Origin of the sequence: Fibrobacter sp. UWCM, assembly GCF_900129735.1 — a bacterium.
GTDB lineage: Bacteria > Fibrobacterota > Fibrobacteria > Fibrobacterales > Fibrobacteraceae > Fibrobacter.
In genome coordinates this window covers 1-22939 of record NZ_FQWR01000008.1, presented here as the reverse complement: position 1 = coordinate 22939, position 22939 = coordinate 1, and the positions used below count along the sequence as shown (strand labels likewise).

Below are 22939 nucleotides of genomic sequence, written 5' to 3'. Positions count from 1 at the left end.
TGGTCGAGGATGACGGCGGGTCATTTTTTACTATATTTCGCAGACCAAAATCGGATGGATTCCGCCACGCGCGGGATTACATTGGCCGGGCCCGTGTATCACAATGGATAGTGTCCCTCCCTCCGAAGGAGGTTATTCCGGTTCGATTCCGGACATGGGTATTAGAGCGCTCCGCACGGGGCGCTTTTTTTATTTGCAATTCGTTTGTCGTTTATAGTTTATAGCAGCAGCATGATGCCATCGACGCCCAGCACCGTAACGCAGGCGACAACGGCTACACCCACGAGGCCGCGCCCGAGGAGCGACGCGATGACTGCGGCAACGAGCGCGCACGCACCCGAAAGCACGCTGTTCGTGGAATAGAAGATGGCAGGCACCGTCATCGCGGCGAGAACCGTGTAGGGAACGTACGCAAGGAAGGAACGCCAGAAGCGGCTCTTGATCTTGCCCTTCAAGAGAACGAACGGGACAGCACGCAGCAGGTAGGTGACACCCGCCATCATGAGCAGGAAGAAGCAGTAATCCCTCAGGTTCATGCGCCCTCCTTACTTTGTCCGCATTCCCCCGCGGGTTGCGCGTCGGAAGGTTGTACACCAGCAGATTGCACGCTGGCTGGTTGCGCGCCGGTCTGGCCATCGGGCGTATCGTCTTCATCGTCCTTTACCGGGAAGAAGGCTGCACCGAGGAGCGAGGCGACCAGCGCACAGATGATAATCGCGAACCCGACAGTCACGCCACTGAGCGCAGGCACGTACCTGAACGCGCAACTGCAGGCAATTGCAATCAGGACGGCGATAAGCGTGGGGCGATGCGCCTTCATCTGCGGGACTACGATGGCGACAAACATGCCGTACAGCGCCACCCCGAGGGCGTTCGTCACTACCGCAGGGAGGATTTCACCGCAAACCGCCCCGCAGAGCGTACCCGAGGACCACCCGATGTAAGGGAGCACCATGAGACCCGCGAAATACCGCGCGGTCACTGGTTCCGCCTGGCTTACCGCAAGCGCGTAGATTTCGTCCGTAATGCCCGTTGCAAGCAGCAGGCGCTTGAACGTCCCGAAATTCGGCGCCACCTTCTGCGAGAGGGAAATCGCCATCAGGCTGTAACGCAGGTTTATAAAGAAAGTCGCAATCGCCATCTCGATAAAAGTGCCCGCGGCATCGGCCATAATCTGGAGACCCGCGAACTGACCCGCCGAGGTGAGGTTCGTCATCGAGATGAACGTGACCAGCGGCCAGGAAAGCAACTTGGAGCCCGCGATGCCGAACGAGAACGACACCGCAAAGTACCCGAGGCCTATCGGAAGGCCGTCCTGGACGCCTTTAGAAAACTTCATGGCGACAAATATAGAAAAATTCTATAGGAAATCTATGCAAATATGCAAATTTACGCATTTTATAAGAACGAATCAAGGGAAGGCTTTGCCTTCCCTACTACGCGGATTATTCGCGCGGTCACCTATCGGTGCAAAAAATTCCTTGTTTACTTCACCACAATGCGGCGGACCAGCGTGTTGGAGCCCGCGCGGAGGCGAACCACCACGTTACCCTGGTGCAGGCTTTCGAGATTCACGGAGCCCTTCACATGAGCGATTGCCATGAGCGGGCGGCCCTGCATGTCGAACACTTCTACCGACATGTCGTTTGTGCCCGAGACATGGAGCGTACGGCCCGCGACAACCATCGAAAGCGGGCTTGATACGCGCGACATCGCGAGCGTCGGAGACTCGCTGGAAGAGGACTCCACAGCACTGCTACTGGACACACTTGCCGAGCTGGAACTCGGCGGCGGTGTGACGACGCTGGAGGAAGAAGGCGCGGAGCTTGAACTGCTCGCCTCGGAGGAACTGCTTTCAGGAGCGGTCACGACAAACGTAATCTCATACTTCTGCCCGTTAACCGTCACGGTTTCTACAGCCGTACCTACCGGGAAGCCCTCGTGCACGGAACCTTCAACGGTCACCACGTCACCAGACTTCTTGAAATCAAAGAACCAAATATTCCATGTATCGCGATTGAATGTCTGCACGTTACTGAACGTGATGGTTTCGAACGTGCCGCCAGCGGCAACCGTCTGGTTCAAACTACCCGTCACAACAACCTGGTTTGCATCGCTCGAGGAGGATTCGACAGAACTAGAAGACGATTCTTCACTGCTGCTGGACGCAAGTTCCTCGCTGGAAGAAATCGGCGGCGGTGTGACGACGCTGGAGGATGAAGGCTCCGAGCTTGAACTGCTCGCCTCAGAAGAAGAGCTACTCTCTTCAGAAGAACTGCTTTCGACGCTAGACGACGACGGCGTTTCGCTCGAGGACGACTCAACAGAACTCGAGGATTCCTCGCTGCTGCTCGATTCAAGCGACGAACTGGAACTTTCCTCGCTACTACTAGATTCCTCACTAGAAGAAGATTCTTCGCTGCTAGAAGATGCGACAGAACTAGAAGACCGCTCTACCACGGTAATCTTTCCTTCTGCATAAGCACTGCCGTCGGCACCAGTCACTGCAATCCTATAATCGTACACATAGGCGGTCAACGAATCTGCGACCGTACCCCAGATCGTGTAGGTCGTATTGCTCTTGTTGATCACGCCTGTCAACCCGGCGGGAAGGCCGGAAGCCTTCACCTCCGTCACATTTTGGATTTTAAATACAATCGGTTCGATATCGCTACCCGCAGTAACCTTCTGGTTAGCGTTCCCGCTCGTGAGCTCAAGTACAGGCAAGGCGGGCTTGTGCTTCACGGTAATCTTGCCCGTCGCAGTCGAATCGTTATCGATGCCCGTCATGGAAATCGTATACGTGTATTCATGGTCGGTCAGGGAATCGGCGACAATACCGGAAATCGTGTACGTTTTCTCATTTCCGTTCAACTCGCCTTTTAATCCTTTTGGAATCCCAGACAACTTAAAATTCCGCACATTCTTGTACGAATAAACTATAGGCTCAATTTCTTCACCCGCCGTTACGGTCCGGTCCGCATTCCCGCCAACAACCTCGTAAGCAATCATGGCAGGCTTGTGCTTTACCGTAATTTTCGCGCTTGCCGAAGCATTGTTGTCCAGGCCGGTCACATCCACCTTGACAGTCAATTCCTGGTCGCTCAGATTGTCATCAAGCAAACCGCGAACCGTTATCTCGTGAGTATTCCCGTCAACAGCATAGGTAAACCCGCTTGGCTTAGTTACACTATAGCTCTTTATATTCGCGTACTTGAACACAATCGGCTTGATGGAATCACCCGCGGTCACCGTCTGCGTAGCGTTGCTCGTAACCTCGACGGTCGTAACCACCGGCTTGTGTTTCACGTTGATTACTGGTTTTACAACGAAGTTCGTATCCGGTCCGGTCACGGTCAGCTGCATCACGAACGAACTATCCGGAGCGTTCTCCGGAATGCGTCCCGAAATCGTGTAGGTCTTCTTGTCCGAATCCCTCGTTCCACTCAGGCCCGACAAGACAGCCGCGCTGACTTTAGTCAGATTTTCATAGCGGTAGACAATCGGAGATATCTCGTCACCCGCAGTCACAGTCTGAGGCACGTTCCCGCTCGTGAGTTCAAAGACCGTCCGCACCTTGGAACTGGAACTGCTCATGGAGCTCGAAGACATCGAGGAACTTGACTGCGTAGAACTGGAAGAACCCTGAACCGATATGGTGAGAGTGTGTTTTTTTGCAAAACGGTAAAGCGTATCGCCCGGTTCCGGGATAGTGAGCCCGATGACCCCGTCCTGGGCGCGGGCTTTCAAATTTTCAATGTTCAACCAATCTAAATAATCGCCATTGCTTGCGCCGCCCACACCGTAACCGTCGTCTGCAATAATCGGCTTCCCACCCATCGCGGACCAGGCGCCCGCCCAAGTGAGGTTATTATTGTTGTCCGCTCGGATGCGTGCATTGTCGCCCTGGGTACGCCCGCCCGATGTAAACAGGTAGTCCACCTTGCTCTTGTCGAACTTGCTGTACCACACGCGTATGTAGTCGTTGAGCCACGGGGAAATATCTACCGCAATCTTCGCGTTCGGCAGCGCTGTCTTAATTGTAGAAACGATGCTGTTGAAGTAATAGCCCGCAAGGGAATCATCGGGAATACCGCCGCCCACCTGGCTAAAACGTGTATCAATGGAATCGCCCGTCCTGGAATACTGAATAAAGTCGGGTTCAATCAGCCAGACCGTCGGATTCGAAGTCCCGTAATCCTTCGCGATGCCTTCCGCGTAGCTCTTGTAACGGGCAATAATATTCCCCCAGCCCTTGCGAATGGTTTCTGCGCCGTTGGTGCAATGGTTCGGATTACCCATGTCGCAATCCGCATTCCCCTTGTCCTTGTCGTATTCGGCAATCACGTAGGCATATATTACCGGCGTCAGGTTCGCCTCCTTGCATACGCCCATCATGGCTCCTTCCCAATACTCGTTGTACTTTTCGTTATCGCCTAGCCAGATTGCGATATGCGAAAGCCCCTTGTTCGAAACATCACTTGCAGTGAGGCTGCCCGCCCACTGTCGTCCGTAATTGAAATGACCGTTATCGAAGGCGGCAAAAGAGAGCGCCGAAAGCAACAGCGGGAGCAATAGATAAAAAAGCTTTTTCATATACCGTAAATCTATATTTTTCGGGACAATATTTCACGTGACAAAAACCGCGGAAAAGGCTTTGCCGGTTACATGGGTAAACGTTTCCTATTTTTTCCGAAAAAAAACAGTCCGAAAGAGCCTGAATTGTATATAATTAGTATATGCGCAAGGCGTTGCTTTCCATAATGGCCTCCCTATTCTGCTGGGCATGCTCCAACAGCGGCTCCGACAGGGAAATTTCCTCGCCGTGGGATGAGGAAACAACTGCACAGGATTCTACAGCAAGCGACACCGCCGCCAACGCCATTGACGACACCCTCGACAAATCCATTGATTCTCTCTCGATCCTGATGGCGTACGAAAGGCTTTCCCCGACCAAGAACGACCGGACTTACTACCCCGATGCAGGAATCCCGAGGATGCTTATCGCAACACTCTCGCCGGAGAGACCCGATGACGACACAACCGACGTCCCTGCCTACGCCGTAATTACCGAGGGGGGCGCCGCCATTACAGACACCATGCCGCTCATGATCCGCATAAGGGGCAACACCTCGCTTGCCATGCCCAAGCGCAGTTTCAAGGTCACGTTCACAGATAAAGTAACACTCCTGAACATGCCCGAAAACAGGGACTGGGCACTCCTCGCGAACTACGGCGACAAGACCCTCGTCAAGAACTATACCGCATTCAAGCTTTCGGAGTGGCTGGGGATGGCCTACAGCCCGCGTTCCCGTTTCGTGGAACTTTTCTTGAACGGCAACTACCGCGGCGTGTACCAGCTATGCGAAACCATCAAGGTGGGCAAGAACCGCGTGAACATACCCGACAACCAGGATTCGTACCTGGTCGAAGTGGACCGCAAGTACCGAGACGACGAATTCGTAGTCATCAACGAGCGCGAAATGGCGTTCCGGATACACGCCCCGAAGGACCCGACCGAAGAAACGATGGACCGGCTCAGGCTCCACCTCGACAGCCTGGAAGGCTACCTCGAGTATATCCACCAGGACTACTCGCTCGCGCTCGACAGCACGCCCGACAACTGGTTCGATGTCGACGCCTTCATCAAGCACTACTGGGTACAGGAATTCACGAAGAACCCCGACGCCATCCCGCTCACAAGCGTGTTTTTCACATGGGTCGCGGGGAGCGTCATCCGCATGGGGCCGGTATGGGATTTCGACGCGGCGTTCGGCGCCACCGCCAAACTGCAAGGCACCGACGGCTGGTACATACGCGACTACTCCTGGTACAGGCGCATGCTCAAAATGCCCAACGTGAAGGAAGCATCAGAGCTCTTCTGGAAAAGGAATAGGGCCATATTCGAAGCCCTCCCCGATTCCATCGACGCCTTCGCGCAAGCCATCGCGAAGGCGGCAGAGAACAACTACCGCGGATGGCCCGACGTGCTCGGCAACGTGAACGAGTTCACCCACACCAAGGCCTACGGCTCATACGCCGAAGCGGTCGAAGACCTGAAATCGTGGGTACGCGAACGCACCCGCTGGATAGACGATAATCTATAAGAGACTAGGGAGGGCCACATACGGCTCGCCCTCCCTAAGACCCTCCCGACACGCACATATTTGCCTAATCTCAAATATATACTTAAGGCACTGGCAATTATGTGCATGTGCGCCTTTCGGCGCTGTACGAGACTAGGGAGGGTAAAAAAAATACCCCGCTCTAGGCGGGGCGTAAAACGGTTCGAAACGCGGCAACGATTAGTTTTCGTTGTTGTGCATTTCCATGGTTTCGCGGTCCATCGTGTGCTGCAGGTATTCCTTGAAGTCACGGTCGATGTTCACACCGTCGAAGTCCATGTCGTCGTTTTCCAACACGAACACGGCGCTCGGGTTATCGAGCCAGCCCACCACGTCCACGCCATCGAGTTTCATGGACTTGTCGCCGGCGAGAGCTGCAACGTATTCGACCTTGGACTTGGGCACCCAGCCCTGGCCGCAGCTACCCTTGACCAGCACATCGGTATCGCCGTCCTTGACGATGGTAAGTTCGTCATTGAACCCGGCAGTGCAGACTACGTTTCCACCACCCTTTTCCTTGGTGAGTTCAATATCACCGAGCTTGGATTTGACCTTATTAGGAGCAGCGAAGGCTGCAGCGACCATCAAACCAAGTGCCATTACGAAAAGCTTTTTCATATCGTTCCTCAAAAGCAAGGTAAAATATTCAACAATGCATAAGGAATATACCTTTTATTTTTGCAATTGGTCACAATTTCTTTTAAATTTTTACATCATGAAGAAGATTTTTGCCATTTTTTGCGTTTTTTTAGCCCTCGCCTGTGCCTTTTTCGCCTTCCAGATGAAAAATCGGCTGGCCGAGACCTCCAAAAACGGCGAAACCGTGCTCATAAACATACCCAAGGGGAGTTCCGCCGGGCACATTTTCGGCATCCTCCGCGAGAAGGGAATCTGGGACGACGAACTGGCCTACAAGGTCTGGTGCAAGCTTAACCCGCCCTCCCCGAAGGCCGGCTGGTTCGAGATACCCCCGCACCAGACCCTCGACGAAATTGCAGGCATCATCGGGAGCGGCAAGACCGCGGTACGCCGGGTGACCATACCCGAAGGTCGAGCCTCGTGGGAGATGCCCGCCTACATAAAGAAGGTATTCCCCGAACTTGACGAGAAGCGCTGGAACGACCTGGTCCAGGACCCGAAGTTCGCCCGCAGCCTGGGAGTAAACGCGAACACGCTGGAAGGCTACCTGCTACCCGACACCTACCCCTTCCCCATCGACGCGGACGAGGAGACGATACTCAAGCAGATGGTGGCAGCGAACCTGAAGGTGCGCGACCAGTTCATGCCCGACTCGGCAAGTTCCATGTGGAAAACGCTCGGCAGCTGGCACAAGGTGCTTACACTGGCAAGCGTAGTCGAGGAGGAGACGGGCATTCCCGATGAACGCCCGCTTATCGCCGGAGTATTCCACAACCGACTGAGGATTGGCATGCCGCTCGGGGCAGACCCGACGGTGCGGTTCATCTTCAGGAACCTGACCGGGCCCATCTACAAGAGCCAGCTCAACAGCGACAGCCCGTACAACACCCGCAAGTTCAAGGGGCTCATGCCCGGGCCCATCTCGAACCCCGGGCGCAAGGCGATACAGGCGACACTGCACCCCGACAAGACCGAGGCTCTTTACTTTGTTGCAAAGGATGACGGGAGCATGACGCACTTCTTCAGCAAGACGCTCTCCGAACACAACAAGTACAAGGACGTGGCGGCAAGGAACCGCGGGGAATAGCCGCTAGTAATTCCCGATGCGGAAGAAGAGGTCGTAGTCGCCGAACTTCTTCAGGTCGCCGAAGGTATCGCTATCCACGATGCGCGACATACCCGCATAGATATTGATTGACTTGTACGAAAACCGCAACGCAGGTTCCAGTACAAAGCGGTCCTTGCCGAGGCTCGCCGTCGGATTTTCCTCGAAGTCACGCACGTAGGCCGCATACACCCAGGCACCGAGACCCTTGTAATGGAACCCGGCATTCAGGCGCACAAGCCCGTAGTGGTGCGAAGCCAAGTCCGGGTTCAGCCATTCCGTGCTCCACGGGCTCGCAGCGATACGCGGGCGGATGCAGTTATCGAGTGCAGAAATCTCGAACGATTCCGGATACACGTAGCCGTAGCCATCCTTGTGGTACTTGTTCATCGCGAACGCGGCGAAAGCGCCGAGGGTCACAAACGGGCGGGGCGACGCAGAGTAGGCCGCATCGGCATAGAAGGTATAGAACGAGGGCACGTGCTCGTCGAACCCGAAATCGTACCCGACAGAGGTGAGCCCGAGTTCGGCATGCGCGGCAAGACCACCTAGCGGGAACCAGGTCGCAGTATCGCCCATCTCGAACGAATAGCGAATTTTCTGCGATGCCGGGTAGTAGTTGTACGGTTCATCGCCGTATATTTTGCTTTCGAGTTCCACCTCCCTATCGGCAAACAGGAAGTTCGCAGAAACGGACTGGCGCGGCTCGAACCTGTAGTAGAGCGATGCGGATATGTCGCTCTTGTCTTCGGCATAGACGCGCTTGTATGCCAGCTGATTTTCGACAAACGACTCGAATGGGCGTATGCGGTTCCAGTCGTAGCGGACACTCAGCCCCCAGTCCTTGCTCCAGAGGCGCTCAATCCTGAGGCTCGGCGAAAAGCCGTAGGAACGCCCGCCGTAAAAGCCCGAAAGCGAAAGTTCTATCTGCATCTGGTCCACATAGTAGAACGAAAGTTCCGCGTATGCATTCGGGCCAACCGCATTCGACCCGAAGCCACCCACCGCCACGTCGAACGTGGGCAGAACCTTCGAACCAACAAGCACGTCGCCATCGGAAAGCATATCGAACGAGACTGAATCGAACGAGGGGAAACGCGAAACTCCATAGGCAAAATTGCGGGGAGCGACAAGGCCCGTATCGGAAGCATTCCAGTACGACTTTACCGGGCCGTGCGTTTCGGGAGGAAGGCTATCGTAGACCGGCTTGAACTTGAACCACGGAACCGATGCGATACGGTTAGCCGCATAGTCCGCCTTGCGGCTCCCGAGGGCAGACATCTGCGTGAGCCTTGATTCCAGCGCAGAAAAACCTGCCTGAATCCAGCCGTTGCGCGAGGAATCCTGCAGGGAATGCGCACGCACGATTACACCCGGCTGGGAACCGAGATTCCTGAGGGCCGCATCCCGGATGACGCGATGCCACGCAGGGCCACCCGATGTACCGCGAATCGGGTCGGCGACAGCGATAATCGCGACCTCGTTCGGGGAATCTTCCAGAGGGAGCGCCAGGTACGGGCAATATTCCCCGGACTTGTCGTTGCCCCTTACGGGAAGGCTCGCAAATATGCTTTCATAGGAATCGCCCGTAACGCCGTCGCACCCGAGGGTAGCAAACGGTATGCGGAAGCCTTCCCGGTGACGGAGTACGGATTCCTGCAGGCGGAGGCGGGCCAGCGCGGATTCGATTGCGGAGGAATCCGGCGAGAGCGGCTTCAACTGCCGGTGAAGGCGGCCCGAAGAATCCAGCCGGATGGAGAAACGCTCGCGAAGGCTCGGCACGCCCGTCTCGGAAACAGGAATGCTCGGGCGCGACGCATTCTGGCGCGAGCCCTCCTGATACAGGCCGTTCTCAGGCGCATCGAAAATCGTGGCCATGTCGGGGTCGAGAAGTATCCGCTGGATGTTGTCGGGAGATACACCCTTCGCCCAGAGCGCTCCCACCAACGCGCCCCACGATGTACCCACGACGGAATCGACCGGCACGGAGTACGCCTCTATCGCATAGAGCACGCCCAGGTGGAACCACGGGGAATTCTCGCCACCGCCCAGGTACAGTACCGACTTCGCATTTGCCGGAAGTGCAACCGAGGCCACAGCGGAATCGAGCGCGGAAGGAGTGAGCGGGAGTTCGGCGGGAACGGAATTTGCAGCCGTCGCGGAATCAGGAGATGCGACTGCCGCAGAATCGGAAGATGCCGCGGGTGCGGCAGGTGCGGGCGTCGCGACGGGAACTTCCGCCGCAAGCGCATCAATCTGCTGCGCGGGCAACAGCGAAAACGCCGCCAGGGTGGCAGCGCAGGCAAACGCAAGAGCGTGCCTAGCCGAGCCTTGCCGGGTTAGAAACATACCTCTCCGCGTCTTCACGTGCTACATAACCGGACTTCACCAGTTCCGCAAGGCAATCGTCCATCAGGAGCATTCCTTCTGCGGGCGATGCCGCAATGATGGAAGGCAACTTGAAGAATTCGCCACTGCGGATGAGCGTCGCCACGTTCTGCGTATTGAGCATGACTTCCCACGAGGGGACGGCACCACTACCTTCGGCAGCACCCGGCAACAAGCGCTGCACCACGACAGCCTTCAGCTGGTCAGCAAGCATGGCACGGCACAGGTCACGTTCGGCATTCGGTACCGACGCAAGCAACGTATCGAGCACGCCCGCAGAATTACCCGCAGTCACGCAGCACACCACAAGGGCCCCGGCCTCTGCGGCACGAAGCATCGCAATCACGTTCTCGCCCGCAAAATCGCCCAGCCAGAACAAGTCACAACCGCTACGGAGAGCCTGCAAAATACGTTCGTTCACGGAGCCCACGGAATCCTTGAGCACGAGGCTCTCGCCCGTCTTCACCGGGATTTCTTCGGATTCGTTCAGCAGGCTTACGCGAAGCACTTTAGAACAACATAACGTACTGATAAACGAGGTCGCAGTGGTCGTCTTGCCGGAGCACGCGGGGCCGGCAAAGACAATCAGGCCGGAACTGCGGCCAGCCAGCCCGAGTACAGATTCCGGCGCCCCGAGCGAGGCAAAGTCCGGGCATTCATCCATAAGCGGGCGGAAAACGGCGGCATTCCCGAGAGCCTCGCGGAAAAAGCGCACGCGCCACTTGACACCGGCCCACGGGCCGCATATCATGGAGCCTTCGTCGCCTTCCATGGAACCGAGGAATTCCCGCAGGGTCCCGAACTCGATTGCGGGTGCATCGGGAACGGCACAAACACGACCGGCGAGGCGCACCGCGGAAGGGGCGCCCTCGGTAACGATGAGTTCGCTACCGCCGACATTCACCACATATTCCAAGAGGGATTCAATTTCTGTAGCCATCCGAAACCTCCTTATGCCGGCCTGTACGCCGCAAAGCGGCGGCTATCGTAAGCGCGCTTCCAGGCTTCCGCACCGTCGATATAACCGGATTCCACGCACTTCTGCAGGGAATCGTCCAAAGTAATGCCCTGGTCCTTCTGGCTGCTGATTGCGGCAACCAACTGCGACAGGTCGCAGCGGCGAATCATGTTCGCAACCGTAGAGGTAACGCGCATCGCCTCGCAGGCAAGCACCAGGCCCTGGTTCTGCACCACAGGTATCAGGTGCTGCACAATCACGCCCTTCAACTGGTCGGCAAGCGTGCACGCAAACGCGGCGCGGCTCGATTCCGGAACCTCGACCAGCAACTTCGAGAGCAGTGCGTGAATGTTGTTACCACCGGTAACGGCAAACACGAGCGCGCCCGCATTCGATGCCTGCAGCAGCAGGTTCAGTTCTTCCATAGACTGCAAATGGTCAAAGCATATCACATCGGCACCGTCGCGCATGGCAAGCTCGATGCCAGCAATGCCGCTTTTCACATGGAGCCCGACTTCCTTCTGGGCAAGAGCCCCGTTCGGGTTCTTGAGCAGGCGTTCGATGGGCCGTTCTATCGTGTGGATATAGCACGGGCGATTTGCGGCTACGGTTTCGATAAACGTGGTCATCGTGGTAGAGCGCCCGCTCGCCGACGGTCCCGCAATCAGTACGAGACCGCTCTGCAGTTCGGCAAACGACTGGCAGAACGGCGGCAAGAAGAGGTTCTCAAAAGAAATAGACACGCTCTGGATGACGCGAATGGAAATACTCGGGTTCACGTCGTTCCAGATGACGGAAATGCGTGCACGCCCGACACCCGGGAGCCCGAATGTCTTGCTGAAGTTCTTGCCCGCGACAACCTTGTAGCCGTCGGCGAAACCCTCGGACGCCTCGGCCAGCAGGTCCGCCACGCGGGTGCGGTCGAGCGTCTGCTCGGTCACCGGGAATATCGACCCAGACTGGCGCATCATCACCTCGCGGCCGGCAAACAGGTAGATATCCGTCGCGCCGAACTTGCGGGCATACGCAATCATCTTCTTCAGGCTCATCGTCACCAGCAGGTTCTCGGGAGCCATGACCTCGGACCCTTCGCCCGAAACCACCGCGAATCGCGAAGGCAGTTCGCCATTCGCGGATTCATCTTCAGACACGTCTTCGGTAGAGATGCCGATGCTCGAGATGCTCGTGGATTCCAGGCCCGAAACCTTCTCCACCACCATGTTGGAAGAAGACGCCTCGCCATAGATGCTGTTGCCCTCAATCTGCAACGCAGGTTCTTCCGGAGCCACAGGCGCCGATGCCTGGGGCTTTACCGCAGGGGCGGGCTTCGGCGCCGGAGCGGGGGCCGCGCTTTCTGCCCGAGCAGCCGGAGCTGCCGCCGGAGCGGGGGCAGGCTTTGCGGGAGCGGCCGCAGCATTCTTCGCTTCCAGGTTCTTCACGAAGGCAAGCACCTTCTCGTAAACCGCCTGCTGCAAGAGCCCGGCCTTCACCAAGACCTGGCCGATATCGACCTGGTCATTCGCCTCTGCCCAATGGGCATCCACCTGGTCCTGCGTCACCATCTTGTTGTGGACGAGGACCTTCGCCATATACTGGTTTCTCATAGGAAATCCCTCCGGCTAAACCACCAGCTTGCAATCGCGAGGAATACCCCGACGTATCCGAGTGCATAGATGGTGTTCCAGAACAAATACATATCGGGGAGCGCAAGCCCGTGCACAACGTAACTCGTCACGTTGTAGCGGTAGAGCCCCGGGAAAATCGCGTGTATCACCACCGCGGCCTTCTCGAACAGTGCCGTAGAGGTATCGCCCATCTCGCCCATGCGGCTTGCAAACCTCACCTGTTCCAACAGCTCGTTGCTCAGATGGCCCGCAAAGTAAACGCCCAGCGTGAAGAGCGCCGAAAGAATCGTGCTGCTGAAACTGCTGAACAGGAGCGCCACCGCAATCACTACCGCCATCTCGCAGAAGATGAGGTATATGGCAAGGAGCAGGCTCGCCGTCGGTTCCGCGTTCATCACGAAGAGCATCAGGTAATAGATGACCGTCAGTAGCGTGAGGTGCACCGCCACCACGGCAAGCAGGCCGAAGTACTTGCCCACGATAAACGTCACGCGGCTAATCGGTTTCGAAAGCAGCGTGAGCACCGTACGCCGCTGGATTTCCTTCTGCACCAGGCTGATACCCACGAAGATGGAAATCAGGAGGCCCGAGAGGCTCATCACCGAAAGCGTAGTGGACTTGATCACGTAGGCGCGGTCGAACACCGACCATTCGCCAAGCACGATGCTGAACAGGGTGAGCGCAATCGCGAGGAACACGATGTTGTAGAGAATCTTGTCGCGTATGGATTCGCGGAATGTGTTGTGAGCGATAATCGCAATATACTTAAGCGTCTGCACGTGCAATCTCCTCCGTCAAAATGTCCTCGAGACTCGGGCGTTTGTGGTCCATCTTCTCGACCGCAATCCCGTTCGCAAGGCAGTAGCCCAGCAGGCGGTCGCGGGCAGCGTCGTCTTCGCACACGAATTCTTCCGGGTGTCCCGTAAGCGAAACGCCCTGCGGCAGGTCGCTCTCGAGAATCGCCTTGCGCGTACGCACGTGGTATTCCACCCCGCACGACTCGGTAATCTCGTCGACCGTACCTTCTCGCACAATCTTGCCATCCACGATCATCGCGACCTTGTGGCTAATGCTTTCCACGTCGCTCAGCAGATGGCTCGAATAGAAGATAGTCACGCCATCGCGGTTCAGCTGCTGTATAGCCTCGCGCACGTCGCGGCGGCCCATCGGGTCGAGCCCGCTCATCGGCTCGTCGAGAATCAAGAGCTTCGGCTTGCCGAGAATCGCCTGCGCAATGCCCACGCGCTGCATCATGCCCTTGGAGTACGAACGCAGGCGGCGGTCAATCCAGTCCTTGTTCGCGTGCAAGAGTTCGAGCGCCCAGGTGATGCGCTTGTCCAGTTCCGCACCATCGAGCCCCACCAGCTTGCCATAGAAGCGCAGGAGCTCGCGCCCCGTGAGGTAATCGTAGAAGTACGGCTGCTCCGGGGAGTAACCGATATAGCGGCGGCTCTTCACGTCGCGCGGGCTGATGCCGTTCACCAGCACCTTGCCCGAATCAAAATTCAACAAGCCCGTCAGCACCTTGATGGTCGTGGACTTGCCCGCACCGTTCGGGCCGATAAACCCGTACACCTGGCCCGGCTCCACACTGAAGTTCACGTCCTTGAGCGCAAGCTTCGGCTTCATCAAAAAGCCGCTCCTGTACGTCTTGTGCAAATGCTCAATCTGTATCATCAAATCACCCATAATTCACCTATGCGTTCTGGTCGCCGTCCTGTTCCTTGGCAGAACTCTGGAAGGCACGCTGTTCGGCTTCCGCAATCTCTTCACGGCGACGGTCGGCACGGCGCTTCTTGTTCACAAAGAAATAGATGACCGCGCCAACAAAATACACTGCAATACCCGAATAGAAAATCGGGTTGATGGACGTGCCCTCGAGACCGGGGAACACGTTCAGGATCACCTCGTGCCCGAACAGGCTCAAAATCACGAGCACAAAACCCAGTGCACGGAGCACGAAAGTCACTATAACTAGCTTCTGCATATATACCTCAAAAACCACACCTCGCGGTGTGACTGATTTTCTATGAAAAATACACAATTATGGGCAAGAAAAACGCCCGCTCTACCGGAAACGGGCAGAAAAGGCGGGGGAATTCTGCACCAACTGGTGCAGTTTTCCATTTTCACCGCCCTTTCATGCTTTCCTGGATTTTCTCGATGACTTCTGCGGGGGTCACAAAGTCCAAGACACTGAATGCTGTCATCTCGTTGCCCATGTCCTTGAATGACGCCCCGAAGTGATACACCTTGTCATCGACGAGCAAAAAGCGGTCGTGAATTGTGCGCATCGTCTTTAAATCCAGGCCGGGATACTGCTTCTTGTGCAAATCTGCAGCAGCCTTGAACTCGGGAGTGATGTGCGCAGAATAAATAGCCGCCTGCACGCCCTTCGCGCGCATCGCCGCAAATTTCAGCACCTCGATGGTGGCGAAAGGGTCGATGAACGCCACGGAAAGCTTGGCCGACTTCACGAGGTCCGCAATCAACACGAGCCCGTCGAAACGGGTTCCCGTGGCGAGAATGCCTCCGGTTGGCGACTGCGCGGCATTCACGAAAAAGTCTATCCGCTGCTCGACTGCAGAAAGTCGGGAATTTTGCTCGACGACAGACTTCCGGACATCCTCGATTTCTGCACCCTGGCTCTCGATAAGTTGCCGCTGTTCATGCAGGCGGTCCGCAATCTGCAAATCCGTCGCGATCTTCCGCTGATTCACGGCATAGCCCTTAAGTATATAGCCTTTAAGAACTTGGTTTGCCCATTGGCGAAATTGAGTCCCTCTAAAGGATTTTACTCGATAACCAACCGAAATAATGACGTCTAAAGAATAAATAGTAGTAGGTTTGAATTTTGATAGAGTATTATGCAAAATTTGCATATTACTCTCTTGCGGTAGTTCGCCTTCCTTAAATACGTTTTTGATATGTCTAGCAATAACAGATTGGTCTTTGTCAAACAATTTTACCATCTGCGCCTGTGTGAGCCACACCGTCTCGTTCTCGACACGTACTTCCAGCCTCATCTCACCCTCCGGCTGGTACATCACGATTTCGCCCCAATTGTCACCTCCGACGCCTGAGCTGATCGCAGTCGAAGCAAGGTCAGGGGCCGTCATTTCCGTCTTTTTCCTCATTTTCACCTCATTATAAACAAAAACGGACCATCCCGCCCGCGCGGGAATGATCCGTAATACCACCTTTTCTGGTGCGTATGCACAATATACAAAAAATTTGACATTTGCAACGCGAGGAACGATATATAAGTAGAAAGTTTCCATAAGCCTCCGTTGTGGTAGTTCTTCAAGGACGCTTTCTACAAGGCCTTTTTGGTAATCAAGGGGCGGAAGGAGATGGAAGAATCCGCAGAATTCAAGGCGTTGCCTAAAAAAGAACGCGAAAAGCGCCGCTATCAATTGCCGGAAACCATTTCCGTCTGGATTTGTGACTTTGACCTGCCGAGTGCGAAGAACGAATACTGGGATGAATGGGCGCTCTACAGCAGGCACGCCATCAGGAACGGAATGGCGGTACCGCTTTCAAAGAAAAATAAGTATATTTTCCTTGCAAACTTTTGGAAGCACAGGAGCACGAAATGACGACGAAAGAAGATTACGAATGCTGGGCTGCCGGAAAGGAACTTGCAGCTGAAGCACGCGGCGAAGCCAACACACTCAGCATCTTCCAGGAATTGGGAGTATCTCCGGAAGTGATTGCCGAGGCGAAGGCTCGACTTGCTGCGAAAAATTCAAGTGTGCAAAAGTAAACAGGGCCTTCGCTTTAATCGTCTGTCCCACTGGCACATGATGTTCTCGAATTTCGAACATTTCTCGCTCAACTTGACATCGAAATCGTAACCATCGGTTATTTCCGCGGTTTTACAAACAAATTATCTCCACATGATATTCCGGTCGTATGTTCCACTGCGTAACTGCACATGCAGGTGTTCGTTTGCCATGCCGACATCTTCGTGCAGAACGGTGTATCGGGAGCCTAGTTCATCACGAATCTTCTGAGCCAGAACCTTTCGGATTTCCAGGTTTTCGACAACCTTGATTCGAATATCTACGGCGGCGCATGCGTAATGGGCCGACCGTTCACCATGCTTGTCGGAATCGTTCCCGCTGGTGATTACCGGGCGGTAATTGTCATCCTTGAACATCTCGTGGTAGACCGAAGCCACAATGTTGATGGCGGTATCCACCTCGGGTCGCAAGCAGTCGATATTTACAGAAGCCGCTTTCAGTATTGTGAGGCTGAGTACCTCTTCGTGGTAGTTCTGTTGCTCCGCATTGCGCTTGATGACTGTCCTAGGTGCAAAGCTTTCCGTCTTACTGGCAGACCTTTTTTCGCACTCGCCTTCGGAACCTTCAAATAGTCCGTCAAAGAACTGCACAATTTTTTCGAGAATGCCTTGAGCACCACCATGTTCCTCGATAGTTGTCGAAATTTCGTCAGCCGCCCACGCCGATTTTGATTTTGCAGAGTCCAGCGCTTCTGCAGCCGCCCTGCCAACAGCCTCTTCCAGCTGTTCCTGGGTGTCGTCGCTGAGCCCGCAGCCCGAAAGCAGCAGGGTGACAAGGATGAATGGCAGGAAAAGTCTCATACAAATCACAAGCGCTCACGAAGGTTTTTGATTATGGAAGTCGGGAGCATCTGGGAAAAGTCCAGGAACTGCGTTTGCAAGGTCGTCACCAAACGTATCCATGTGCAGCAGGAACGAGGCGAAAGGCTCCGTTTCTCCAAAGCGCATCAGGTCTACCACCGAATCGACCATATGATTCATATATAGCGTTATTACGACCTGTGTATTGAGACTAGAGTCTCTCTCGTCTTCCCATTCAAACAAATCGGGAGTTTTGCCCATGGTAAAAAAGAACGTATTCGTGTCGCCATCTCTTGTAACCAGGGCGTCGTCAAGAAAAAGCGAGACCTCGCCGCCAGACCTCATGCGAACGGATGTCTCGAATGCATACATCAATCGTGACATAGATGCCCTCAATTCGGGGGCCCATGGAAGTGAGCCTTCGAGAATCCGTATCGCCATAAATACTCCTTGGATGTGCTTTTTGTTGCCAGGATTGTTTCTTATAATATATCGCTTATTTCGGTGCAAAAGTCAAGAGATTTTGCGCATTTTTCCAGGAAATTTTGTACCAATCCCTACCTGCAATGCGTTTGGTTTGCTCAATACGACTGCGCAGATGGCGCGGAAGGGAACTTTTCAGGTGTCGTCCAGGGATAGGAGTATCGGTCCCGAACAGAATTCGGTCTGTGAAGCAATCTTGCCGTGCGGCGACCATAAGTTGCTGAAATTGGCAAAGAGGCATAAACGAAATATCGACAAACGTGTTGGGGCATTCTCGTAACACGGCGATTGCCTGCCCAATGGGACGTCCGTGGGCTAGAACGACTCGGACATCAGGGAATCTTGTGCAGATTTCCTGATACATTCCCGCTTCACAATTTTCGCGTTCGCCAGTGTGGAGTTTCACAAACAGCCCCCGTTCTTGGGCTATTTTAAATACCCGTTGCAGTTCGCGACCATTGGGCAACCATTTTTCAGATACTCCGTGGATTTTCATCCCACAAATTTTACCACCGGTATCATTCATATACAACGAAAGATCCGGCGAACGTTTCAGCATATCGTGAGTCACCCACAAAATAGGCTTGGCGAGGCCTTCCGAAAGTTCATGCATCGCAACCCGCTCTTCCAACAAGAAACTCGGATCATCAGTAACAATGGTACTCGTGCTGGAATATGCAAAGTGAGTGATACCCGCAAGTTGCAGGGTACGCAGAATTCGTGGCGGCGTGTAGTAGTCGTCAAAATACTGTCCCATGTGCACATGAAAATCGAAAATCAAGCAAGTAATCCCGACACAAAAAATAACAGAAATACGGGTAAGATAAAGACCCACACGCCTGAAAAATAACCTTCGAGATCGGAATCACTCATGGTAGAATGGTCAACAAGTGAAATAACCAAATACCACAATCCAATATTAGCCCATAAGGAATGTGATCCGGCAAGGATATACTTTATCAGGAAATAACCAATGAGCAGCCCTACTATCGTCGGGGCAACGGAAATAAGAGTTTCTTGCATAGCTTTTATCAAGTATGGACCGCGCCTTCGATAAGAAATATGCCCTAATCTCCCGTTGTCGCTCTCAAACATACAGATTTCGTGAACTTCCGCGCCCGTAATGACAGCAAAACATAAATGTGCCATCTCATGAACAAATGTTCCCGGGAAGGTAACGAAGTTTACAAAAAAAAGAGCAAACTCGTGACTTAAGTTTTCAATAATTTTGATTTGGAGTCGTTCTAATCCATAAAGAAGCATCCCTGCGGCAACAGGTGCTAGAATGGCGAGTGCAGTCAGAATAGCACTAATGCCGGCAATGGCACCAACACCTTTGCCCCAACCAAACCAGCCGATAATTTGCTGCATCAGGGATATCATCTAAATTTATATAATAAAAAACTAACGACGGCGGCGGGGGCGTGGATACAATTCAGTGTTCAAATAGCCCTCATCTGCCATATTTTGTATTGTATTTTGAAGCCATGACCCGCCAGTTTTTTCCTTCTTTTTTTTCTTGGGCCTTTTGGGCATACTAGCCAAAGCCTTTTTCATATCCTTTCTTAATTTGTTCAAGTCCTCAAGGACTCCAGGCTCCTTAGGTGGCGGGAATTTAGGTTCTTTTCTGGAAAGCCATCCCTTCGATTCCATCCATCCTAAAAGGGCGATACAGCACACAAAATCCGTAACAATCAGGACTATCTGCATTGTTCCTGGTTCGACTGCAAAGTGAATGACTATCGCCGGCAAAATTGCCACCAATATTCCAATAGCGAGAGCTCGAAGGGCCCTATATAGGAAACTACTAAAGGCAAGTAAGAGAATTATGACAATAAAAGCGACAACACCTATCAAAACAGAATAGCCCGTTCCGCTTTCGTTTTTGTAAATTGCGAATGCAGCGCCACCGATCCCCAAAAGAGTCACAATTGCCGCAAACCTTGATTGCATTTGATCTTCGTGCCAAATGCACCAATCTAGCCTCTCTTCAGGAGACAACGTCATCCACGCCTCGGCTGTTTTAGGAGTCTCCTTATCCCAGTCGATGTCGGTCAATCTATTGGAACCTTTGGGTTCTTTCGTTGGATTGTCTTGTTTTACTTCGTTTTCTTCGGACATAGTGAACCTCCGTGGGGGTGTTGTTAAACTTTTTCTTTTCGCATTTTCGCTTTAGCATCTTCAACGAGCTTGCGATTCAAATGAGAAGCCTTACAGAAATGCGAAGCAACCTTTAAATAATCGCCGCCACTTTCGTTAAAATTGCGGACAAGACATGGAGCGCAGAATTGTCGATCTTCGCAATCGTAACATTGTGGAATAGCAGACTTAGTAAGTTTACGCAATTTATTCAATTGGGGAGACTTTTCCCAAATATCCTTGATGGGTTGTTCACGAACATTGCCACAAGCCATCCCCTGCCAACCGGCACATGGATAAACAATCCCGTCATTTGCGATGCATATGTTATCAATGCCCACTCCGCAGAATGGTTTTTTACCCCATTCTTCACGGGAAATAGGCAATACAGTACGATCTGTCAACTCAAGGTAATCCTTATCAAACTGAATAATGTCCTTGAGCAATTCTTCCGTCTGCTCCATCGTCAAACGTTCAACGAGATTATCCGTCGTAAAATCAAATCGAGCCATCAGTACATAATCGGTTTGCGCCTTACAATTACGTTCATAGGCGTATTTTAAAACATCTTTGTAAGATTGGTATGTTGATTTCATAACCGGGCAATTAATTTGCACAGGAATATTCGCAGCTATCAGAGAGTCAATCGCGGCCTTGGTCTTTTCGCAGGAGCCCTTTAGTTGCGTGATATGGTCATGTTCTTTAGGAATGACACTGTAAAGTGATGTTTGAACAATAGCCGGATTAACTTCTTTTAAAACATCAATTATAGCAGGAGTTAACAATGTTATATTCGAAAGGATGGAAAAAGAAAAATCCAATTCGCGAGCTTTATGCAGAATTTTTTCCGCATCAGGATGTGTAAAAAATTCTCCTCCCGAAAGTGTAAGTCCTAAAACACCTAAATCGTGCAGTTGGTTAAGAACGTTTTCAATTACATTGTATGGTAGAATAACATTTTTTAATTCATGTGGAATATAACAATGAATACACCTTTCGTTACATCGACTCGTCGTCTCAATTTGACATCTATGAATTTGTGGATGCTTCCGATAAAAAAACTCTAAGATTTCTTGAGTATCTGCGTAGAGTTTTTCATCATCAGGATTTTGTTGAGCATTATACGTAAACCGGGTTTTCGGATTGTCGACATAACTAAAAAAAGTATCTTTTTTGGCGCATTCTTCTGCTGTTTCTGCTGAAACTAGGTAGTGGTCGGCAACTAGCGAATCCAAGAATTCCTTCATATCATCTTGAACATCTTCATGAGTCACATTCTCAAAGTATTCGCAAGCCTTTGCCGAAAGTTCTTCTAAGCTTTGCGGTTCACGAGTTATGACAGAGAGAAAGGCGTTCCCTTCTTGGGTATAGGTACGATCATGTTTAGTAAGTTGGCTATAGATATAACCGTATTCACCTATGGAACGAATAAAAGTATCTCGAGATTGACGGTAGAACATTGTGGCTATTGCTCCCTAGATTCTTCATTTTGTAATGGATACTCTTTAATGCTTTGTCTTTGTTCGTTTAATTGCTTTGTACTTTGTGATAGGTTTTCTTTAGCCATTGCATCAAGATCTTCTTCAGAAAGATCCGGGAAAGTCGACTTAAGACTAATTTTTTCATTGATTAAAACGTTTTCGCTATAATTATACGCGAGACTTTGATTAAGTTGTGCTTTTACCTCTTTGTCATTTATCATACAATGGTCCTTTGTTGAAACGATATAAAATCGAAAGAAGTTCCCGAAAAGAAATCCTTTTTCGCTTTTGGGAGCCGTTTTTTACGGGAAAATTTTTCACAATTAAAATTTGGAATATCTTGATTTCCATTCTTTAATCTTTTGGGCAAGTTCATCTTTATCGGCAGTATTCAATTCTTCGTCTAAGTTAACCATTCCTTTGTAATCAATGACACTGACCAACATCTTGCAGAAAGCCTCATCCTTAATATTGTTTTCAATATCAGTTTCGGTTATTTCAAGTTTCATTTTTTCCTCTTTGAGGTTAAGACTAATGTTAGGTTTAGAAAAATCCCTAGTGCAGGGCGGTTAAGCCCCACCTTAGGAAATTGTTTCGACGACTTTAGTAAGCGCTTCTTTCGCAACATTTGCAATCGTAGTCGCTATTGTATCCTTCAACCGGGCAACCAGCAGCGAAGCTACCGGTCGGGTTGTTCTTTGCGATAAGACGGGGCTTCTTGTAGGCCATCTTCTTTGTTGTCTTCATAATATACCTCATGAGTGTATATCCCGCAGGTTGTTGCACACTATGCCGCGCGGGTTTCGGCACGGTGCGTTTTGCGTATGCAAAAGTCATAGCCAGATTCAATTAAAGAATCTGGTATTCTACCCCTGCTCTGCAAGGAATCATGCCAAATTTTGTGGAAACAAAAAAGGCGCAAGTCGTTGCATTTATCCAAACGAGGCTCTGCAAAGCCTAAGAACGATAAACGCAAACGACCCACGCCCCAAACGGGCTGTTGCCCCTGGTCATGCGACCAACGACCGGCCTAGCGGCCGGCTACAGCAAACTGAAGCACGCCAGAATGTAGCATGCTTGCGTGAGCGTTCGCCTTGTCCTCGTTCTTGTGAAATTTGCAGATTTCGTTTGGAGGGCAAGAGCAAAAACTCTTTTACACTTCAAAAACTAATATAAAAATGGACGAAGTGCAAAAAAAACTTGCATCAAATCAATTTTTTTAGCCAAATATTGAGAAAAATCACCTATTCGCACGAAAATCCGTATACTCCAACTTGGAATAGCGGTTGGATTTTTTTTGTATATTGTCTCCAACACCAGAAAGGGTGCTATTATAGGATCGCTTCCGTGCAATGCGGGGCGGTCCTTTTTGTTTTTAAAACGGAGACAA

25 protein-coding genes and 1 tRNA gene are annotated in these 22939 nt (G+C 52.5%); 5 read left to right on the top strand and 21 right to left on the bottom strand.

Going from position 1 to position 22939, the window contains the following annotated elements; genetic code table 11:
• Positions 1-89 precede the first annotated feature (89 nt).
• A tRNA-Arg gene (locus BUB22_RS07000) sits at positions 90-161 on the top strand.
• A 57-nt stretch (positions 162-218) separates the two neighbouring features.
• Here BUB22_RS07000 and BUB22_RS06995 read toward each other — a convergent pair.
• The 3 genes from BUB22_RS06995 to BUB22_RS06985 form a co-directional block, all read right to left on the bottom strand.
• Positions 219-536, bottom strand: coding sequence for an AzlD domain-containing protein (locus BUB22_RS06995; protein ID WP_073114516.1), 318 nt, complete (start codon positions 534-536; stop codon positions 219-221).
• Positions 533-1339 (bottom strand): AzlC family ABC transporter permease, encoded by an 807-nt coding sequence (locus BUB22_RS06990; protein ID WP_083535439.1) that lies wholly within the window; start codon positions 1337-1339, stop codon positions 533-535. The genes BUB22_RS06995 and BUB22_RS06990 overlap by 4 nt, the downstream gene beginning before the upstream one ends.
• 146 nt (positions 1340-1485) lie before the next feature.
• Positions 1486-4596 (bottom strand): T9SS type A sorting domain-containing protein, encoded by a 3111-nt coding sequence (locus BUB22_RS06985; RefSeq protein WP_073114515.1) that lies wholly within the window; start codon positions 4594-4596, stop codon positions 1486-1488.
• 143 nt (positions 4597-4739) lie between these two features.
• Here BUB22_RS06985 and BUB22_RS06980 point away from each other — a divergent pair, with 143 nt between their 5' ends.
• A complete protein-coding gene (locus BUB22_RS06980) occupies positions 4740-6107 on the top strand; it encodes a CotH kinase family protein (RefSeq protein WP_073114514.1) in 1368 nt (455 codons plus the stop codon).
• A 198-nt stretch (positions 6108-6305) separates the two neighbouring features.
• Here BUB22_RS06980 and BUB22_RS06975 read toward each other — a convergent pair whose 3' ends face one another.
• A complete protein-coding gene (locus BUB22_RS06975) occupies positions 6306-6725 on the bottom strand; it encodes a hypothetical protein (RefSeq protein WP_254794669.1) in 420 nt (139 codons plus the stop codon).
• Between the two features lie 115 nt (positions 6726-6840).
• Between BUB22_RS06975 and mltG the strand changes: the two genes are divergently transcribed.
• Positions 6841-7851 (top strand): endolytic transglycosylase MltG, encoded by a 1011-nt coding sequence (mltG, locus tag BUB22_RS06970; protein WP_254794668.1) that lies wholly within the window; start codon positions 6841-6843, stop codon positions 7849-7851.
• A gap of 3 nt (positions 7852-7854) precedes the next feature.
• Here mltG and BUB22_RS06965 read toward each other — a convergent pair whose 3' ends face one another.
• The 7 genes from BUB22_RS06965 to rhuM all read right to left on the bottom strand — a co-directional run bounded on the left by BUB22_RS06965 (position 7855) and on the right by rhuM (position 15722).
• Positions 7855-10218, bottom strand: coding sequence for a patatin-like phospholipase family protein (locus BUB22_RS06965; RefSeq protein WP_083535438.1), 2364 nt, complete (start codon positions 10216-10218; stop codon positions 7855-7857).
• Positions 10190-11197, bottom strand: a complete 1008-nt coding sequence (locus BUB22_RS06960; RefSeq protein WP_073114511.1) for an ATPase, T2SS/T4P/T4SS family — start codon at positions 11195-11197, stop codon at positions 10190-10192. Before BUB22_RS06960 ends, BUB22_RS06965 begins: the two co-directional genes overlap by 29 nt.
• 11 nt (positions 11198-11208) lie before the next feature.
• A complete protein-coding gene (locus BUB22_RS06955) occupies positions 11209-12819 on the bottom strand; it encodes a type IV pilus twitching motility protein PilT (RefSeq protein ID WP_175547258.1) in 1611 nt (536 codons plus the stop codon).
• The gene (locus tag BUB22_RS06950) at positions 12816-13619 is read right to left on the bottom strand and encodes an ABC transporter permease (RefSeq protein ID WP_072807987.1); all 804 of its coding nucleotides are present in this window, start codon (positions 13617-13619) and stop codon (positions 12816-12818) included. The genes BUB22_RS06955 and BUB22_RS06950 overlap by 4 nt, the downstream gene beginning before the upstream one ends.
• Entirely contained in the window at positions 13606-14529 is a 924-nt protein-coding gene (locus BUB22_RS06945; protein WP_254794667.1) for an ABC transporter ATP-binding protein, read from the bottom strand. Before BUB22_RS06945 ends, BUB22_RS06950 begins: the two co-directional genes overlap by 14 nt.
• A 7-nt stretch (positions 14530-14536) precedes the next feature.
• The gene (locus BUB22_RS06940) at positions 14537-14827 is read right to left on the bottom strand and encodes a hypothetical protein (protein WP_073114509.1); all 291 of its coding nucleotides are present in this window, start codon (positions 14825-14827) and stop codon (positions 14537-14539) included.
• Between the two features lie 142 nt (positions 14828-14969).
• Positions 14970-15722: a RhuM family protein gene (gene rhuM, locus BUB22_RS17085; protein WP_255252341.1), complete on the bottom strand. Its 753-nt coding sequence runs from the start codon at positions 15720-15722 to the stop codon at positions 14970-14972.
• 471 nt (positions 15723-16193) lie between these two features.
• Here rhuM and BUB22_RS06930 point away from each other — a divergent pair, with 471 nt between their 5' ends.
• Both BUB22_RS06930 and BUB22_RS16685 read left to right on the top strand, forming a co-directional pair.
• Positions 16194-16439 (top strand): hypothetical protein, encoded by a 246-nt coding sequence (locus tag BUB22_RS06930; RefSeq protein WP_073114508.1) that lies wholly within the window; start codon positions 16194-16196, stop codon positions 16437-16439.
• Positions 16436-16606 carry a hypothetical protein gene (locus BUB22_RS16685; RefSeq protein ID WP_175547257.1) on the top strand — a complete coding sequence of 57 codons (171 nt, stop codon included), beginning with the start codon at positions 16436-16438 and terminating at the stop codon, positions 16604-16606. Before BUB22_RS06930 ends, BUB22_RS16685 begins: the two co-directional genes overlap by 4 nt.
• 123 nt (positions 16607-16729) lie before the next feature.
• Here the strand turns inward: BUB22_RS16685 and BUB22_RS06925 are convergent, their stop codons facing one another.
• The 10 genes from BUB22_RS06925 to BUB22_RS16890 all read right to left on the bottom strand — a co-directional run.
• The gene (locus BUB22_RS06925; RefSeq protein ID WP_073114507.1) at positions 16730-17446 is read right to left on the bottom strand and encodes a hypothetical protein; all 717 of its coding nucleotides are present in this window, start codon (positions 17444-17446) and stop codon (positions 16730-16732) included.
• A 15-nt stretch (positions 17447-17461) separates the two neighbouring features.
• A complete protein-coding gene (locus tag BUB22_RS06920; RefSeq protein WP_139258823.1) occupies positions 17462-17830 on the bottom strand; it encodes a hypothetical protein in 369 nt (122 codons plus the stop codon).
• Positions 17831-17942: 112 nt separating this feature from the next.
• A complete protein-coding gene (locus BUB22_RS06915) occupies positions 17943-18764 on the bottom strand; it encodes an amidohydrolase family protein (RefSeq protein ID WP_139258821.1) in 822 nt (273 codons plus the stop codon).
• Positions 18707-19300, bottom strand: coding sequence for a hypothetical protein (locus BUB22_RS06910; protein WP_254794665.1), 594 nt, complete (start codon positions 19298-19300; stop codon positions 18707-18709). Before BUB22_RS06910 ends, BUB22_RS06915 begins: the two co-directional genes overlap by 58 nt.
• Before the next feature lie 33 nt (positions 19301-19333).
• The gene (locus BUB22_RS06905; RefSeq protein WP_073114503.1) at positions 19334-20050 is read right to left on the bottom strand and encodes an MARVEL domain-containing protein; all 717 of its coding nucleotides are present in this window, start codon (positions 20048-20050) and stop codon (positions 19334-19336) included.
• A 23-nt stretch (positions 20051-20073) separates the two neighbouring features.
• On the bottom strand, positions 20074-21528 hold the full coding sequence (locus BUB22_RS06900) for a radical SAM/SPASM domain-containing protein (RefSeq protein ID WP_073114502.1): 1455 nt from the start codon (positions 21526-21528) through the stop codon (positions 20074-20076).
• Between the two features lie 5 nt (positions 21529-21533).
• A complete protein-coding gene (locus BUB22_RS06895) occupies positions 21534-21770 on the bottom strand; it encodes a hypothetical protein (protein ID WP_073114501.1) in 237 nt (78 codons plus the stop codon).
• 102 nt (positions 21771-21872) lie between these two features.
• On the bottom strand, positions 21873-22058 hold the full coding sequence (locus tag BUB22_RS06890) for a hypothetical protein (protein ID WP_073114500.1): 186 nt from the start codon (positions 22056-22058) through the stop codon (positions 21873-21875).
• A gap of 94 nt (positions 22059-22152) precedes the next feature.
• Positions 22153-22296: a hypothetical protein gene (locus BUB22_RS16680; protein WP_175547256.1), complete on the bottom strand. Its 144-nt coding sequence runs from the start codon at positions 22294-22296 to the stop codon at positions 22153-22155.
• A 420-nt stretch (positions 22297-22716) separates the two neighbouring features.
• A partial coding sequence (locus tag BUB22_RS16890) for a hypothetical protein (protein WP_217650358.1) occupies positions 22717-22939 on the bottom strand: 223 nt, incomplete at its 5' end.